The organism is Glutamicibacter sp. BS14, assembly GCF_056934375.1.
The window spans coordinates 1,817,680-1,830,070 of sequence record NZ_CM167801.1; the positions used below are offsets into that span (position 1 = coordinate 1,817,680).

Genomic DNA, 12,391 nt, shown 5'->3' on the forward strand with positions numbered 1-12,391 from the left:
CCAGCGGCACACTGCGAGCTGCCCGCGAGCTGTGTGTAAATCAGATGATCTGATGCACCTGCTGCGGAGTGAACACCAAGTCCACGGGTTGGTCATGCTCATCGATCTGGAAGGAACCGGCCGGAACATACTCGTGCTCATAAACCACGGCCGCCACACGGACCGGCGCATCGTCGATCAAGGGCAGGAAGCGATCGTAGTAGCCACCGCCTTGGCCTAAACGCAGCCCGTTCGAATCGATGGACAGCGCAGGCATGATCAGCGTATTGATCTCGTCAAAGAGCTCTGTGCCCATCCGCTTGCCCACCGGCTCCATCACCGGGGCCAAGGTACTTGGCTGGAATTCCATGCCGGGGGAGTACTCAACCCACGAGAGCGCGTACTCCGGTTCGCACACCGGCAGGTAGACTTCAATGCCTTCCTTGGCCAAAGCATCCAAGAGCGCCTCGGTGGACGGTTCATCCGGACCCGAGCAATAGGCCGCGACCTTCTGGACGACACCGGTGCTCTGGCTCAGATAGCCAATCACCGTGTGCGCCAGATCCAGTCCGAACTGCTCACGCTTGCTCGGATCAAGTGCCCTGCGCCAAGTGCGCACAGCGGCACGCGCGGCCTTCTTGCCGGCGCCAGAATTCAGATCAGCGGTGGGATTCATGCCTACAGCTTACGTGCAAGAAACGAAACGCTGCCTGCTAGCGCTGTTGCCAGCTGCAAGCATGACGAAGTAATACGATGTGCACATGTTCTTCTCTCGTCGAGCAAAGCGCCTGGTTCCGGATCTGGCCTCGGAACGGCTGTTGTTGCGCCAACTGACTGCCAGTGACGAAGCCGAGTGGATCAATCTGCGCTACGCCAATTCCAAATGGCTCAAGCCATGGGATCCCACCAGTCCCTTGGGCCCGCCAGAAGCCATGACTTTTCGCGAGATGCTCAGGGCCAAGGATGAATCAGCAGTTGACGGCAGCGGATTCACCTGGGCCTTGGCTCTTCCCCAGCTGCACAAGGGGCGCCCGCCATTAATCGGGCAGGTTTCCGTGGCGTCGGTGCAATATGGTGCCGCGCGCACAGCGTCCATCGGCTACTGGCTGGATCGCAACCATGCCGGCTTCGGCCTGATGCCCGAAGCCTGCGCCTTGGTCATAGACCATTGCTTCGAGCAACTGCAGCTGCACCGCCTGGAAATCAACATCCGTCCGGAGAATTCGGCCAGCCTGCGGGTGGTGGACAAGCTCGGGTTCCGCGATGAAGGGCTGCGCAAAGGCTATCTGCACATCGATGGGCAGTGGCGGGATCACCGCACCTTTGCGTTGACCCGTGAAGAGGTGGAAACGACGCTGCTCGAACGCATCTACGAATACTGAGGCGGATTTCGTGCTATTTCGTTCAATCGAGCTCTGATATGAGAGAACTGCATTGAAAACATGCAGACACGCCAAGGGATGTGCATGAGCGCGCACCCAAGGTTGCATAGTGTTGATTCGAAGGAACCATATTTAGTTCCACGAGGATTTGACCGACTCAATCGGTGATGGAGGACCCACATGGCTGGCACGTCACAGAGCGCTTCGCAGGAAAGTGCTGCGACCAAACTCAAGATTCGTGTGCGCTATGGCCGGTTGTCCGTCGCGCTCGTCGGTGCCTTGGCAGTCCTCGCGACCGTCTTCGGTCTCATTCTGGCTCCTTTCACTGCTCTGACCTTCGGCACCGTAGGCCTGTTCGCGCTGATTGCTGTAGCATCCTTCGCCACCCTGCGCGGGCTGGCTGTCCGCGACCGCAACCGCAAGCTGCTCGAGCACCTCGAAGCCACCCGGCAGCAGGCGCTGCGGACTCCCGCTTTTGACGACGCGGCTAACCAGGTCATCTCGCGCAAGCATGAGGATGACGAGGTCTTCGACGCTCGCCCGGGTTCGTCCCGCCGCGCTCCAGCGATTACCGCTGAAGAGCTGCGCGCCGAAGCGCTGCGAGTTGCTCACGGCTATGGCGGCGTAAAGCAGCCAGGTACTTGGGAACCAACGCACGTGCCCAAGCCAACTTACGTGGAAGCCAGCGAGCGCATCGCCAAGACCGCGGAGCTGGCAGCTGAACAGGGTGCCAAGCGGACCCACAAGGCAGCACTGCCGGTGGAAGAACCGCTGCGTCCGAGCAAACAGATCAGCCTGAAGGCATCGGAAGATGCAAAGCGCCTGGCCACCGAAGTTTCGGCCGAAGAGCGCGCAGCGGTCGCTTCGGTAGTTGCCAAGCGTACCGAGAGCGCACCAGCTGCCAAGGAAACCGTTGCAGCGCCATCCCCCGCACCGGAAGCCGCACCCGTGGCTGCCGCGGGTACCAAGCCTCGCCTGAACCTGGACGCGGTCATGCAGCGCCGCCGCGCATAAGCATTCCAAGCACAAAGACTTGTGGCCCGGACCTCGCGAGGTCCAGGCCACAAGTCGCTTAAGCGCTGCTAGCTGATCATGTCATCGAATGGCAGCGGGCCGCGGTTGCCGCGGTGGTGCGCGAAGACCAAGGTGGTTTCGGTATGGCCCACCGACTCGTCGGTGGCGAGGTTGTCCAGCACCCAGTCACGCAGTGCATCGGTGGAACCGACCGCGATATGCAGCAGGTAATCGGTGCCGCCGGAAACATGGAACATGGACAGCACCTCGGGCAGCTGCGGGATGCGTGCCACGAAAGCGTCAATCTTCTCGCGGTCGTGGGCGCGCAGCTTGACCGAGATCAGTGCCTGCACGGTACGGCCTACAGCGCCCAGCGATACCTCGGCGTGGTAGCCGGTGAGGATGCCGCGCTCGACCAGCGAACGGGTGCGCAACAGTGCGGTGGATGGAGCGATGCCCGCACGCTGTGCGAGGGTCGCATTGGAGATACGTGCATTAGCGACCAATTCGTCGATGATGATTCGATCGATTTCGTCCAGATCGACGTTTGATGAAAGCTCTGATTGCTGGGCCATAAGAATATTTCATCATATTCGCGAGATATCAGTGGGATCTTTGGCAGAAAAATCGGTGTATGCCGTCCGCGTACGAGTAAATAATCGGTGAACAAACGGATATATTGGGGATATGACACGTCGTTCTGAGCACACCGGTGAATCCTTTGATACCAGGCTGGCGGCCTATTGCTTGGTGGAACACGAAGGAAAGGTACTGCTTACGCTCTGGGATATGCGTCATCGCGATCCACGCTTCACCCCGCGCTGGTCCCTTCCCGGCGGCGGCATCGACTTGGGGGAGCCTATAGAAGAAGGCGCGCGCCGTGAAGTCTATGAAGAGACCGGCTACGCGGTGGGCGAGCTGGGGCTCCTGGATGTCAGCACGGGAGTTATTCCCGGTTCCAAGCGCTACTCGGGCGAAGGCCATGCCATGCAAACGGTGGCGGTCACCTATCGGGCCAAACTGACCGGTGGAGAACTGCGCCATGAAGTCAACGGTTCTACCAGCCAGGCCGCCTGGTTTACCCGCGAGGAGATCGCCAAGCTGAACTGCATTGAACGCGTTGAGAGCATCTTGCGACTGACCGCACCCGGCAAGTAGCGGCGGATCGCCGCTGGCCTGCCCTAGAATCAATAGGGACATGAACTTGCGAAATACCATCACCGTTGGCGCACTCAGCGCAACCCTGCTGCTAACCCTGTCTGCTTGCACCGAAGAGGCAACGCCGACGGCCGAGCCAAGCAAGGCCATCACCTTGCAGATTGCTGCCGGTTCTCAACCTGCAGACCAGGCCTTGGTCCATGTCTATGCCAATGCGCTGAAAGCCGAAGGCTATAAGGTGTCGTTGAACAAGCCCAGTGCTGATCCTTACCAGCAGGTGGTCGACGGAAAAGCCGATTTGGCGGTGGACCAAGCGGCCAAGGCGCTGCCCCTGGTTGCTGACCCGGCGGCCATCACTGGTGAAGATCAATTGCTGAGCGTCGAGGAATCCAAGAACCTGCGCAGCGCCATCAATGACGCTGAGGGGGAGCTCTCTGCCTTGGAACTCAGCCCAGCTGATGCGGGAAAGGTCTTGGTCATGAGCCAGGCCCAGGCAACCTTGCACAAGGTCGATTCGGTGGAAACCCTGATTGCGGCTTGCACAGATCTGACGATCATTAGCGATGAAGCCAACGCCGCATCCTTGAAGGCATCATTGGAGGACGCTGGCTGCGGGAAGCCGAAGGTCGTGGCTGAGGAGCCGGCGAAACTGGCCAGCAAGCTGCGTGCCTCGGTGGACAGCGCAGTGGCGCTCGGGTCGGGAGATGCCGTCATGTCAGATGAAGGCTTCTACAGTATTCCGGGAAGCGCCGCCTTCTTCAACGCCGAGCAGTACATGGTGCTGGCCAACGGCGACGTGGATGACAAGGCCCGGGCAGAACTGGACAAGGTCACCGGCGAATTCTCGCAGCAGTCCCTCGTGGACCTGAACCGGATGGTCAGCCAGGCCGACGGACTGAGCCCAGAGCAAACGGCCACCCGTTGGGAATGGATCATCGAAGAGTAGGCCCCAGCCAGCTCTCCCAGGATTTCGACCGCTGACCATAGCGGTCGAGTAACAAGGTGTGTCGATCGCACCTGACGTGAGAAAGTGTAACCATGGCAGAATTCAAACAATCAACGAAACTGCACAACGTCCTCTACGACATCCGCGGCCCGCTGCTTGAGCACGCCACGCGCATGGAGTCCGAAGGACATCGCATCCTGAAGCTGAACATCGGCAATCCCGCGCCGTTCGGCTTCGAGGCGCCCGACGCGGTGCTCGTTGACATGATTCGCAACCTGCCTAACGCCCAAGGATACTCGGACTCCCGCGGCATTCTCTCGGCACGTACCGCCGTCTCGCAGTACTACCAGACCCGTGGCATCCAGACCATTGGCGTGGATGACGTCTACCTGGGCAACGGTGTCTCCGAGCTGATTACCCTCTCGTTGAATGCGCTGCTGAATAACGGCGACGAGATCCTGATTCCCGCCCCTGACTACCCGCTGTGGACCGCTTCGGTTTCGCTGGCTGGCGGCACCCCGGTGCATTACATGAATACCGAGGAAGAGGGCTGGCTTCCTGATCTTCAGGACATGGAAGCGAAGATCACCGATCGCACCAAGGGCATCGTGATCATCAACCCCAATAACCCGACCGGTGCGGTGTACCCCAAGGAAACCCTGGAGGGAATCCTCGAGCTGGCGCGCAAGCACAACCTGATTGTGTTCTCGGACGAGATCTACGAAAAGATCCTCTACGAAGACGCCGTGCATATCAACACCGCTTCGTTGGCAGATGACGTGCTGATACTGACCTTCTCCGGCCTGTCCAAGGCCTACCGCGTGTGCGGCTTCCGTGCTGGGTGGATGGCCATTTCCGGTCCCAAGCACCAGGCCGGCGACTACATCGAGGGCATCAACCTGCTGACCAACATGCGCCTGTGCGCCAATGTGCCGGCGCAGCACGCAATCCAGACCGCCTTGGGCGGGTACCAGTCGATCAATGACTTGATCCTGCCTGGCGGACGGCTGCTTGAACAGCGCGATGCGGCCTACAACCTGCTCAGCGCGATTCCTGGCGTGAGCGTCCAGAAGGCCAAGGGCGCGCTCTACATGTTCCCGAAGCTGGATCCCGAGGTCTACCCGATCCACAATGATGAGACCTTCGCCCTTGAACTGCTCAAGGCGCAGAAGATCCTGATCTCCCAGGGCACCGCCTTCAACTGGATCCGTCCGGACCACTTCCGTTTGGTCACCTTGCCCAACGTGCGCGACCTGACTGATGCGGTTGGACGCATCGGACAGTTCCTGGAGGACTGGCGCGCTCGCGCATAGGCTGCCCGGATGCGCAACCGGCCCAGAATCACCCACGTGATTCTGGGCCGGTTGTGCGTTAACGCGGCCACCGGGGAATGCGGTCCCGGGAACTTCAGGGGTATCGCCTGCCAGCGACTGCGATCGGAGAATTTGGTGTCCTGCAGCCGAAGAATTGCGTTTTCGCGGGGCTCAGCGATCCTGAGCATCGAGCCGTGATGGGTGCTTCGCCGTTGACGAATACCGCTTCTCACGGCGCCTGCAGTGGCAGTAGGCTGGCAACAACGAATCGCATCACTTCGACACACGCGTGAGGACTTAATGATGAGCGCCTACCCTGCCAACCTGTTAGAAGCACTACGTGCAGAACCGGGCGTGAAGCTTTCAGAGCGCGCAACCAAGGATGCTGATTGGTGGCCCGGGGACGCCCCGCAGGATAAGAAGGCCGCCGAGAAGCGCATGGTGCAGCTGGCTGAACTGCTCTCGGATCTGCAAGAGAGGCTCTTCGCCGCCTCGGTAGCTGGCGGACAAGGCCCAGCAGTCCTGCTCATTTTGCAGGGAATGGATACGTCCGGCAAGGGAGGGACTGTTCGCCACGTCCTTGGCATGCTGGATCCGCAGGGCGTCAAGCACCATGCCTTCAAGGCGCCAACCGAGGAAGAAGCAGCCCATGACTTCCTCTGGCGCATCACCAGGCAATTGCCCGCCGGGGGACTAGTGGGAGTCTTTGACCGTTCCCACTATGAAGACGTTCTGGTCGCCAAAGTGAAGGGCTTCGCCACCCCGGATGCGGTCGAGTCCCGCTACGGGAAAATAGTCGACTTCGAGAAGCAGCTGATCGAGCAGGGCATCCACCCGATCAAGGTGATGCTGCATATCAGCCGAGAAGAACAATTCGAGCGCCTCTCGGCACGCCTGGAGCGTGCCGACAAGCATTGGAAGTATTCGCCGGGCGATGTCGATGATCGCCTGCTGTGGGATGACTTCCAGTCCGCCTACGAGGTGGCGATTAACCGCACCGATAACCAGGGCGCACCATGGCATATCGTTCCCGCTGACCAGAAGTGGAAGGCCCGCTTGTGCGTCGCTGAGCTGCTGCTGGCTACCCTGGAGCGTGTCGCTCCGGACTGGCCCGTTGCCACCTTCGATGTGGAGCAGGAGAAGGCCCGGCTGGCGGCCGCGAAGTAGGTCCGGGTGAGGACAGGCTATTCGCCGGCGGCCTGCTCGTGCTTGGCGCGAGCCTGCTCCAGACGCTGAGAGACACCGTTGAGCCAGTTCTCGCAGTGGGCTGCCAGTGCTTCGCCACGCTCCCACAATGCCAGCGAGGCTTCCAGCGCAACTCCGCCGGTCTCGAGCTGGTTGACCACGGCCAGCAGTTCTTCGCGAGCCTGCTCGTAGGAAAGCTTGGCAATGTCGTCAGGGATTTGTGCAGTCATGATTACTCCAAATTGGTATTCGTGGTGATTAGCTTGCGTTGTCGCCGGCAGGGAGGGATTCAAGGGTTCGTGCAACCAGCTGCCCGGAAGCCACCCGGATGAGCACCTTGCTGTCTGCTGGCGCCTGGGCTGCCTCGCGCACGATGCTTCCGTCCTCCAGCTGGGTGACCGAATAGCCGCGGTCCAGGGTCTGCTGCGGAGACAGGGCACGCATCTGGTTCTTCAGATGGTTGATCTCGTCGTTGGCGCGCATCACGCGGTGGCGCAGCAGATCCGTCGAGCGCTGCTTCCAGCGCTCCAGGTCTTCGGCACGGGAGGTGACCATCACCTGCGGGTTGGCCAGCACCGGGCGTTCGCGCACCGAGGCCAGCAGCTGGGCTTCGCGCTGGAGAAGATTGTTGATGGAACGGTCCAAGCGATTGCGGGCGATTTCCAAGCCGGCGAATTCTTCTTGCAGATCCGGGACAATGCGCTTGGCTGCATCGGTGGGGGTCGACGCGCGAAGATCGGCCACATCGTCCAGGATCGGGCGGTCCGCTTCGTGGCCGATGGCCGAAACCACCGGCGTCTGGGCGGCGAAGACCGCACGCACCAGATCCTCATTGGAGAAGGGCAAGAGGTCTTCCAGGGCCCCGCCGCCACGGGCGATGACGATGACATCGATGTCCGGGTCCGCATCCAGCTGCTGCAGGGCTGCGATGACCTGGTTGGCGGCATCCATTCCCTGCACGGCGGTATTGATGACCTTGAATTGCACGGATGGCCAGCGCAGGCTGGCATTGCGCAGCACGTCCTTCTCCGCATCCGAATCACGCCCGGTAATCAGGCCGATGCGGTGGGGAAGAACCGGCAGCGGGCGCTTGTGCTCAGGGGAGAAGAGGCCTTCTGCTCCCAGCGCCTGGCGCAATCGTTCCAGGCGCACCAGCAGCTCGCCCAAGCCAACTGGGCGCAGGTCCGTGGCATTCAAGGAAAGCCGGCCGGTCTTGGCGTAGAAGCTCGGTTTCACCTGGGCCACCACGCGGGAGCCCACCTGCGGGGTGGCATCCAGCTTGCGCATCGTCGAGGCCCAAATGGTCACCGAGAAAGAGAAGTCCGCATCGACATCGCGCAGGGTGAGGTAGGCGTGGCCGTTGCGCACATTGGCTTCCAGCAACTGGCCTTCAACCCAAACCACCGGAGAGTTCTCGATATGGATTTTCAGCTTCTCCGAGAGCAGCCGCAGCGGCCAAGGATTGTCCGCGGTGGTCTGCCCGGCGGTCGCCGGCAAACTGGCGGGGGCTTGGGGATCCATCGGTGCCGCTCCTTGGAAAGTCGAATCTCTGGTGCATCTGTGAGACTACCGCATGGCACCGACGGCTGGCCGGATCCCCGGGGGGCTGGGGCTAGGCCGCGGTAGGTGGAGCGCAGGTATCGCAATGGGCGATTTTCATACCCGATTGGCCCCGCAAGACCCGGGGAAACGGGGTTTTCCAACAATTGGGACAAGCCTGCCTGCGGGCATTGCGAGGGGCAATGTGCGGGTGGACACTATTGAGCATTGGGGAAGCACTCGAGAAGGATGCAGGGCCATGCGTGGGGCATTGGGGAATAAGAATATTGCGCGTTCGGGGTGGACTTGGGTGGCAGCGCTCAGCTTGCTGGCCGGTTCCATTCCGCTCTCCGCCGCGGCCTCGATGCCCGCGCTGGCGGCTGCGGCAGTGCCGGCCGCAACGGTGCACGTTGCCAGTGCCATATCCATCGACTTGCCGGTCCGGGTGCGCACCACGGCGGATCTGAATATGCGCACCGGCGCCTCGACCAGTTACCGGATCCTGGTGCAGATACCCACGGGGACCTCGGTTCCGGTATCCGGGCGTGCCTCCAACGGCTGGTACAAGGTCAGCTACAACGGGTACACCGGGTACGTCAGCGGCTACTACGTGGTCGCCGCTTCGGTGCGCACGCTCGATGACCTGAATCTGCGCACCGGCACATCCACCAGCTACCGGGTCCTGCTGAGTATCCCGAAAGGGAAGACGGTGCCCGCGTACGCCCGCGCCTCCAACGGATGGTACAAGGCCAGTTACGGAGGGTACACCGGCTGGGTCAGCGGCAGCTACGTGACCACCTATCCGAAGCCGCCCTCCGCACCGCAGTCCACCGGTCCCAACCGGACATCGAGGGTGGTGCTCACCTTCGATGACTGCCCGCGCACGCTGAGCGCCTTCACCTCGGTGATGGATTACGCCGCCAGCAGCAACATCGGCCTGGTGATCGCTCCCACCGGCGATTGCCTCGGCTCGTTCAAGTCGCGCTACGGCGTGGACCTGGCCGCGCTGGCCCGGGCCAAGGGCCAATGGGTGATCAACCATTCGATCAGCCACCCGGATCTGCGCCCGCTGTCCTGCCAGCAGGCCGGTGCGCAACTGGGCGGCTCCGGAGTGCACACGAATTTCGGGCGCCCGCCTTTCGGAGCCATCGACGCTTCGGTGCGTTGCGGCTACGACAGCCGCGGGATGGCCATCTGGACCTGGTCCCGCGACACCCGCGACTGGGACGTGAAATCCAAGTCGATCACCATCTCGCGGGCCTCGGCCGCGGTGCCCGGGGACACCGTGCTGATGCACATGCAGTGGTATGGCTTCTCGCCCGATGCGCTGCGCCAGATCAAGGCGAACCTCGGCGCCCGCTCGGTGGGCGTGTGCCGGGCCTACCGCGGGTCCGATGGCACCGGCGCGGTGGTGCGCACCCCGGTGCTGCTGCCCAGTTCGCTGCCCTGCTGAACCGGCATGCACCCTTCGGAGGCAGATCTCACAGTCCCCGGAGGGTGGCGCGCATCATATGAGCATGGGCTAACTTGCATGCACTTCGTAGACTAGAGGTATGGCTACTTCCACTTCCACTACGGTCTCGCTGTCAATGCCTCGGATCCCGCGGGTGCGCCGCACCCCGGCCGAGATTGCAGCTGCCTCCCCAACGGTCACCGAGCGCAAGGTCCTGCTGGCCGCTCCTCGCGGCTACTGCGCAGGCGTGGACCGGGCAGTGGTTGCCGTTGAAAAGGCGCTGGAGCACTACGGCCCGCCGGTGTACGTGCGCAAGCAGATCGTGCACAACCTGCACGTGGTCTCCGAGCTGGAATCCCGCGGCGCGATTTTCGTCGAGGAGAACGAGGAAGTGCCCGAGGGCGCCCTGGTGGTCTTCTCCGCCCACGGCGTCTCCCCGGCCGTGGTGCAGTCCGCGGCGGACCGCAACCTGCAGACCATCGATGCCACCTGCCCGCTGGTCACCAAGGTGCACCGCGAAGCCGTGCGCTTCGCCAAGAACGACTACGAGATCCTGCTGATCGGCCACGAAGGCCATGAAGAGGTCGAGGGCACCTACGGCGAAGCCCCGGAGGTCACCACCATCGTGAACAACCCCGAGGAAGCCGACACCGTCCAGGTGAAGAACCCGGACAAGCTGATCTGGCTCTCGCAGACCACCCTGAGCGTGGACGAGACCATGGAAACCGTGCGCCGGCTGCGCGAGCGCTTCCCGAACCTGCAGGATCCACCCAGCGATGACATCTGCTACGCAACCACCAACCGCCAGGCCGCGATCAAGAACATTGCGCCGCAGTCGGATCTGGTGATCGTGGTCGGTTCGGCGAACTCCTCGAACTCGGTGCGCCTGGTCGAGGTGGCACTGGACCACGGGGCAAAGGCTTCCTACCGCGTGGACTTCGCCAACGAAGTGGACGAGGCCTGGTTCGAGGGCGTCTCCACCGTCGGCGTGACCTCCGGTGCCTCGGTGCCAGAGGTGCTGGTCCGCGAAGTCGTGGCGCTGCTGGCAGAGTACGGCTTCACCGACGTTTCCGAGGTCACCACCGCGCAGGAAGACATCATCTTCTCGCTGCCCAAGGAAATCCGCGGAAAGCTCAAGGAAGCCGGGGACGAGGAACGTGCCCTGGGCGGACACGCCCGCCCGCAGGCCTGATTTCTCCATAAGAATTCAAGCGCCAGTACACCATTGCGCGCTCATCACTAGTAAAAGGTAGAATTTCCTCCCGTGGCTCTTACTATCGGAATCGTCGGACTGCCAAACGTCGGCAAGTCCACCATGTTCAACGCGCTGACCCGTGCCCAGGTGCTGGCAGCCAACTACCCGTTCGCAACCATCGAACCCAATGTGGGTGTCGTGCCGTTGCCTGACTCGCGGCTGAAGGTGCTCGCCGGAATCTTCAATTCCGAGCGCATCCTGCCTGCGACCGTCTCCTTCGTGGATATCGCCGGCATCGTCAAGGGCGCTTCGGAAGGCGAAGGCCTGGGCAATAAGTTCCTGGCGACCATCCGCGAAGCTGATGCGATCTGCCAGGTCACCCGCGCATTCGTGAATGACGACGTGATCCATGTGAACGGCAAGGTGGACCCGGCCTCGGATATCGAGACCATCGCTACCGAGCTGATCCTCGCGGACCTGCAGACCATCGAGAACCAGCTGCCTCGCCTGGAAAAGGAACTGCGCACCAAGAAGATCGAGAAGTCGTTCCTGGACGCAGTGCTCAACGCGCAGAAGGTGCTCGAAGAAGGCATCACCTTGTTCGCCGCCGCGAAGACCAAGGGCGTGGACCTTGAAGAGCTCGCGCCGATGCAGCTGATGACCACCAAGCCATTCATCTACGTGTTCAACACCGATGAGGCTGGCCTGGCCGATACCGAGATGCAGGCCAAGCTCTCCGAGCTGGTTGCCCCTGCCGAGGCGATCTTCCTGGATGCCCAGTTCGAATCCGAACTGGCTGAACTGGAAGAAGACGAAGCGGCCGAAATGATGGAAGATGCCGGCATCGTCGAGTCCGGCCTGGGCAAGCTGGCCCGCGTCGGCTTCGACACCCTGGGCCTGCAGACCTACCTGACCGCTGGCCCGAAGGAAACCCGCGCATGGACCATCGCCAAGGGCGCCACCGCGCCTGAGGCAGCCGGTGTCATCCACACCGACTTCCAGCGCGGCTTCATCAAGGCCGAGGTCATCGGCTTCGAAGACCTCGTTGCCGCTGGTTCGGTGGCTAATGCCAAGTCTGCGGGCAAGGCCCGCATCGAAGGCAAGGAATACATCATGAAGGACGGCGACGTCGTGGAGTTCCGCTTCAACGTGTAGTCGCGTTCCGCTTCAGTGTCCCGCTTCGAGTGCCCGGATCTCCCTGTGGAGATCCGGGCACTTGATCTATGT

General features: G+C 61.9%; 13 protein-coding genes. 9 read left to right on the forward strand and 4 right to left on the reverse strand.

Annotated elements, in window-relative coordinates; all coding sequences use genetic code 11:
* Nucleotides 1-40: 40 nt before the first annotated feature.
* A complete protein-coding gene (locus AC1Z36_RS08620; RefSeq protein WP_105657595.1) occupies nt 41-655 on the reverse strand; it encodes a 5-formyltetrahydrofolate cyclo-ligase in 615 nt (204 codons plus the stop codon).
* Nucleotides 656-740: 85 nt separating this feature from the next.
* On the opposite strand from AC1Z36_RS08620, the gene AC1Z36_RS08625 reads away from it, so the two are divergent.
* Together AC1Z36_RS08625 and AC1Z36_RS08630 are read left to right on the forward strand one after the other, a co-directional pair.
* Nucleotides 741-1,361, forward strand: a complete 621-nt coding sequence (locus AC1Z36_RS08625) for a GNAT family N-acetyltransferase (RefSeq protein WP_105657594.1) — start codon at nt 741-743, stop codon at nt 1,359-1,361.
* A gap of 180 nt (nt 1,362-1,541) precedes the next feature.
* Nucleotides 1,542-2,375 (forward strand): hypothetical protein, encoded by an 834-nt coding sequence (locus AC1Z36_RS08630; RefSeq protein WP_105657593.1) that lies wholly within the window; start codon nt 1,542-1,544, stop codon nt 2,373-2,375.
* Nucleotides 2,376-2,443: 68 nt separating this feature from the next.
* Here the strand turns inward: AC1Z36_RS08630 and AC1Z36_RS08635 are convergent, their stop codons facing one another.
* Nucleotides 2,444-2,950: an Lrp/AsnC family transcriptional regulator gene (locus AC1Z36_RS08635; RefSeq protein WP_105657592.1), complete on the reverse strand. Its 507-nt coding sequence runs from the start codon at nt 2,948-2,950 to the stop codon at nt 2,444-2,446.
* 112 nt (nt 2,951-3,062) lie between these two features.
* Here AC1Z36_RS08635 and AC1Z36_RS08640 point away from each other — a divergent pair, with 112 nt between their 5' ends.
* The 4 genes from AC1Z36_RS08640 (at nt 3,063) to AC1Z36_RS08655 (ending at nt 6,959) form a co-directional block, all read left to right on the forward strand.
* Complete coding sequence (locus tag AC1Z36_RS08640; RefSeq protein WP_105657591.1) at nt 3,063-3,533, forward strand: NUDIX hydrolase; 471 nt, start codon at nt 3,063-3,065, stop codon at nt 3,531-3,533.
* A gap of 40 nt (nt 3,534-3,573) precedes the next feature.
* Nucleotides 3,574-4,479, forward strand: a complete 906-nt coding sequence (locus tag AC1Z36_RS08645) for a glycine betaine ABC transporter substrate-binding protein (RefSeq protein WP_483561941.1) — start codon at nt 3,574-3,576, stop codon at nt 4,477-4,479.
* A gap of 92 nt (nt 4,480-4,571) precedes the next feature.
* Complete coding sequence (locus AC1Z36_RS08650) at nt 4,572-5,792, forward strand: pyridoxal phosphate-dependent aminotransferase (RefSeq protein ID WP_105657589.1); 1,221 nt, start codon at nt 4,572-4,574, stop codon at nt 5,790-5,792.
* A gap of 303 nt (nt 5,793-6,095) precedes the next feature.
* Nucleotides 6,096-6,959 carry a PPK2 family polyphosphate kinase gene (locus AC1Z36_RS08655; protein ID WP_105657588.1) on the forward strand — a complete coding sequence of 288 codons (864 nt, stop codon included), beginning with the start codon at nt 6,096-6,098 and terminating at the stop codon, nt 6,957-6,959.
* Nucleotides 6,960-6,976: 17 nt separating this feature from the next.
* Here AC1Z36_RS08655 and AC1Z36_RS08660 read toward each other — a convergent pair whose 3' ends face one another.
* A complete protein-coding gene (locus AC1Z36_RS08660; protein WP_105657587.1) occupies nt 6,977-7,207 on the reverse strand; it encodes an exodeoxyribonuclease VII small subunit in 231 nt (76 codons plus the stop codon).
* A 28-nt stretch (nt 7,208-7,235) separates the two neighbouring features.
* Nucleotides 7,236-8,498: an exodeoxyribonuclease VII large subunit gene (gene xseA / locus AC1Z36_RS08665; RefSeq protein ID WP_105657586.1), complete on the reverse strand. Its 1,263-nt coding sequence runs from the start codon at nt 8,496-8,498 to the stop codon at nt 7,236-7,238.
* A 277-nt stretch (nt 8,499-8,775) separates the two neighbouring features.
* On the opposite strand from xseA, the gene AC1Z36_RS08670 reads away from it, so the two are divergent.
* From AC1Z36_RS08670 to ychF, 3 genes are all read left to right on the forward strand, one after another.
* Nucleotides 8,776-9,969, forward strand: a complete 1,194-nt coding sequence (locus tag AC1Z36_RS08670) for an SH3 domain-containing protein (RefSeq protein WP_166650720.1) — start codon at nt 8,776-8,778, stop codon at nt 9,967-9,969.
* Between the two features lie 100 nt (nt 9,970-10,069).
* Nucleotides 10,070-11,161 carry a 4-hydroxy-3-methylbut-2-enyl diphosphate reductase gene (locus AC1Z36_RS08675; RefSeq protein ID WP_105657584.1) on the forward strand — a complete coding sequence of 364 codons (1,092 nt, stop codon included), beginning with the start codon at nt 10,070-10,072 and terminating at the stop codon, nt 11,159-11,161.
* Nucleotides 11,162-11,233: 72 nt separating this feature from the next.
* Nucleotides 11,234-12,319, forward strand: coding sequence for a redox-regulated ATPase YchF (ychF, locus tag AC1Z36_RS08680; protein WP_105657583.1), 1,086 nt, complete (start codon nt 11,234-11,236; stop codon nt 12,317-12,319).
* The last annotated feature ends 72 nt before the right edge of the window (nt 12,320-12,391 follow it).

Coding starts and splice junctions, on each gene's coding strand:
- AC1Z36_RS08620 (WP_105657595.1), bottom strand. CDS start 655: ATGAATCCCACCGCTGATCTGAATTCTGGCGCCGGCAAGAAGGCCGCG.
- AC1Z36_RS08625 (WP_105657594.1), top strand. CDS start 741: ATGTTCTTCTCTCGTCGAGCAAAGCGCCTGGTTCCGGATCTGGCCTCG.
- AC1Z36_RS08630 (WP_105657593.1), top strand. CDS start 1,542: ATGGCTGGCACGTCACAGAGCGCTTCGCAGGAAAGTGCTGCGACCAAA.
- AC1Z36_RS08635 (WP_105657592.1), bottom strand. CDS start 2,950: ATGGCCCAGCAATCAGAGCTTTCATCAAACGTCGATCTGGACGAAATC.
- AC1Z36_RS08640 (WP_105657591.1), top strand. CDS start 3,063: ATGACACGTCGTTCTGAGCACACCGGTGAATCCTTTGATACCAGGCTG.
- AC1Z36_RS08645 (WP_483561941.1), top strand. CDS start 3,574: ATGAACTTGCGAAATACCATCACCGTTGGCGCACTCAGCGCAACCCTG.
- AC1Z36_RS08650 (WP_105657589.1), top strand. CDS start 4,572: ATGGCAGAATTCAAACAATCAACGAAACTGCACAACGTCCTCTACGAC.
- AC1Z36_RS08655 (WP_105657588.1), top strand. CDS start 6,096: ATGAGCGCCTACCCTGCCAACCTGTTAGAAGCACTACGTGCAGAACCG.
- AC1Z36_RS08660 (WP_105657587.1), bottom strand. CDS start 7,207: ATGACTGCACAAATCCCTGACGACATTGCCAAGCTTTCCTACGAGCAG.
- xseA (WP_105657586.1), bottom strand. CDS start 8,498: ATGGATCCCCAAGCCCCCGCCAGTTTGCCGGCGACCGCCGGGCAGACC.
- AC1Z36_RS08670 (WP_166650720.1), top strand. CDS start 8,776: ATGCGTGGGGCATTGGGGAATAAGAATATTGCGCGTTCGGGGTGGACT.
- AC1Z36_RS08675 (WP_105657584.1), top strand. CDS start 10,070: ATGGCTACTTCCACTTCCACTACGGTCTCGCTGTCAATGCCTCGGATC.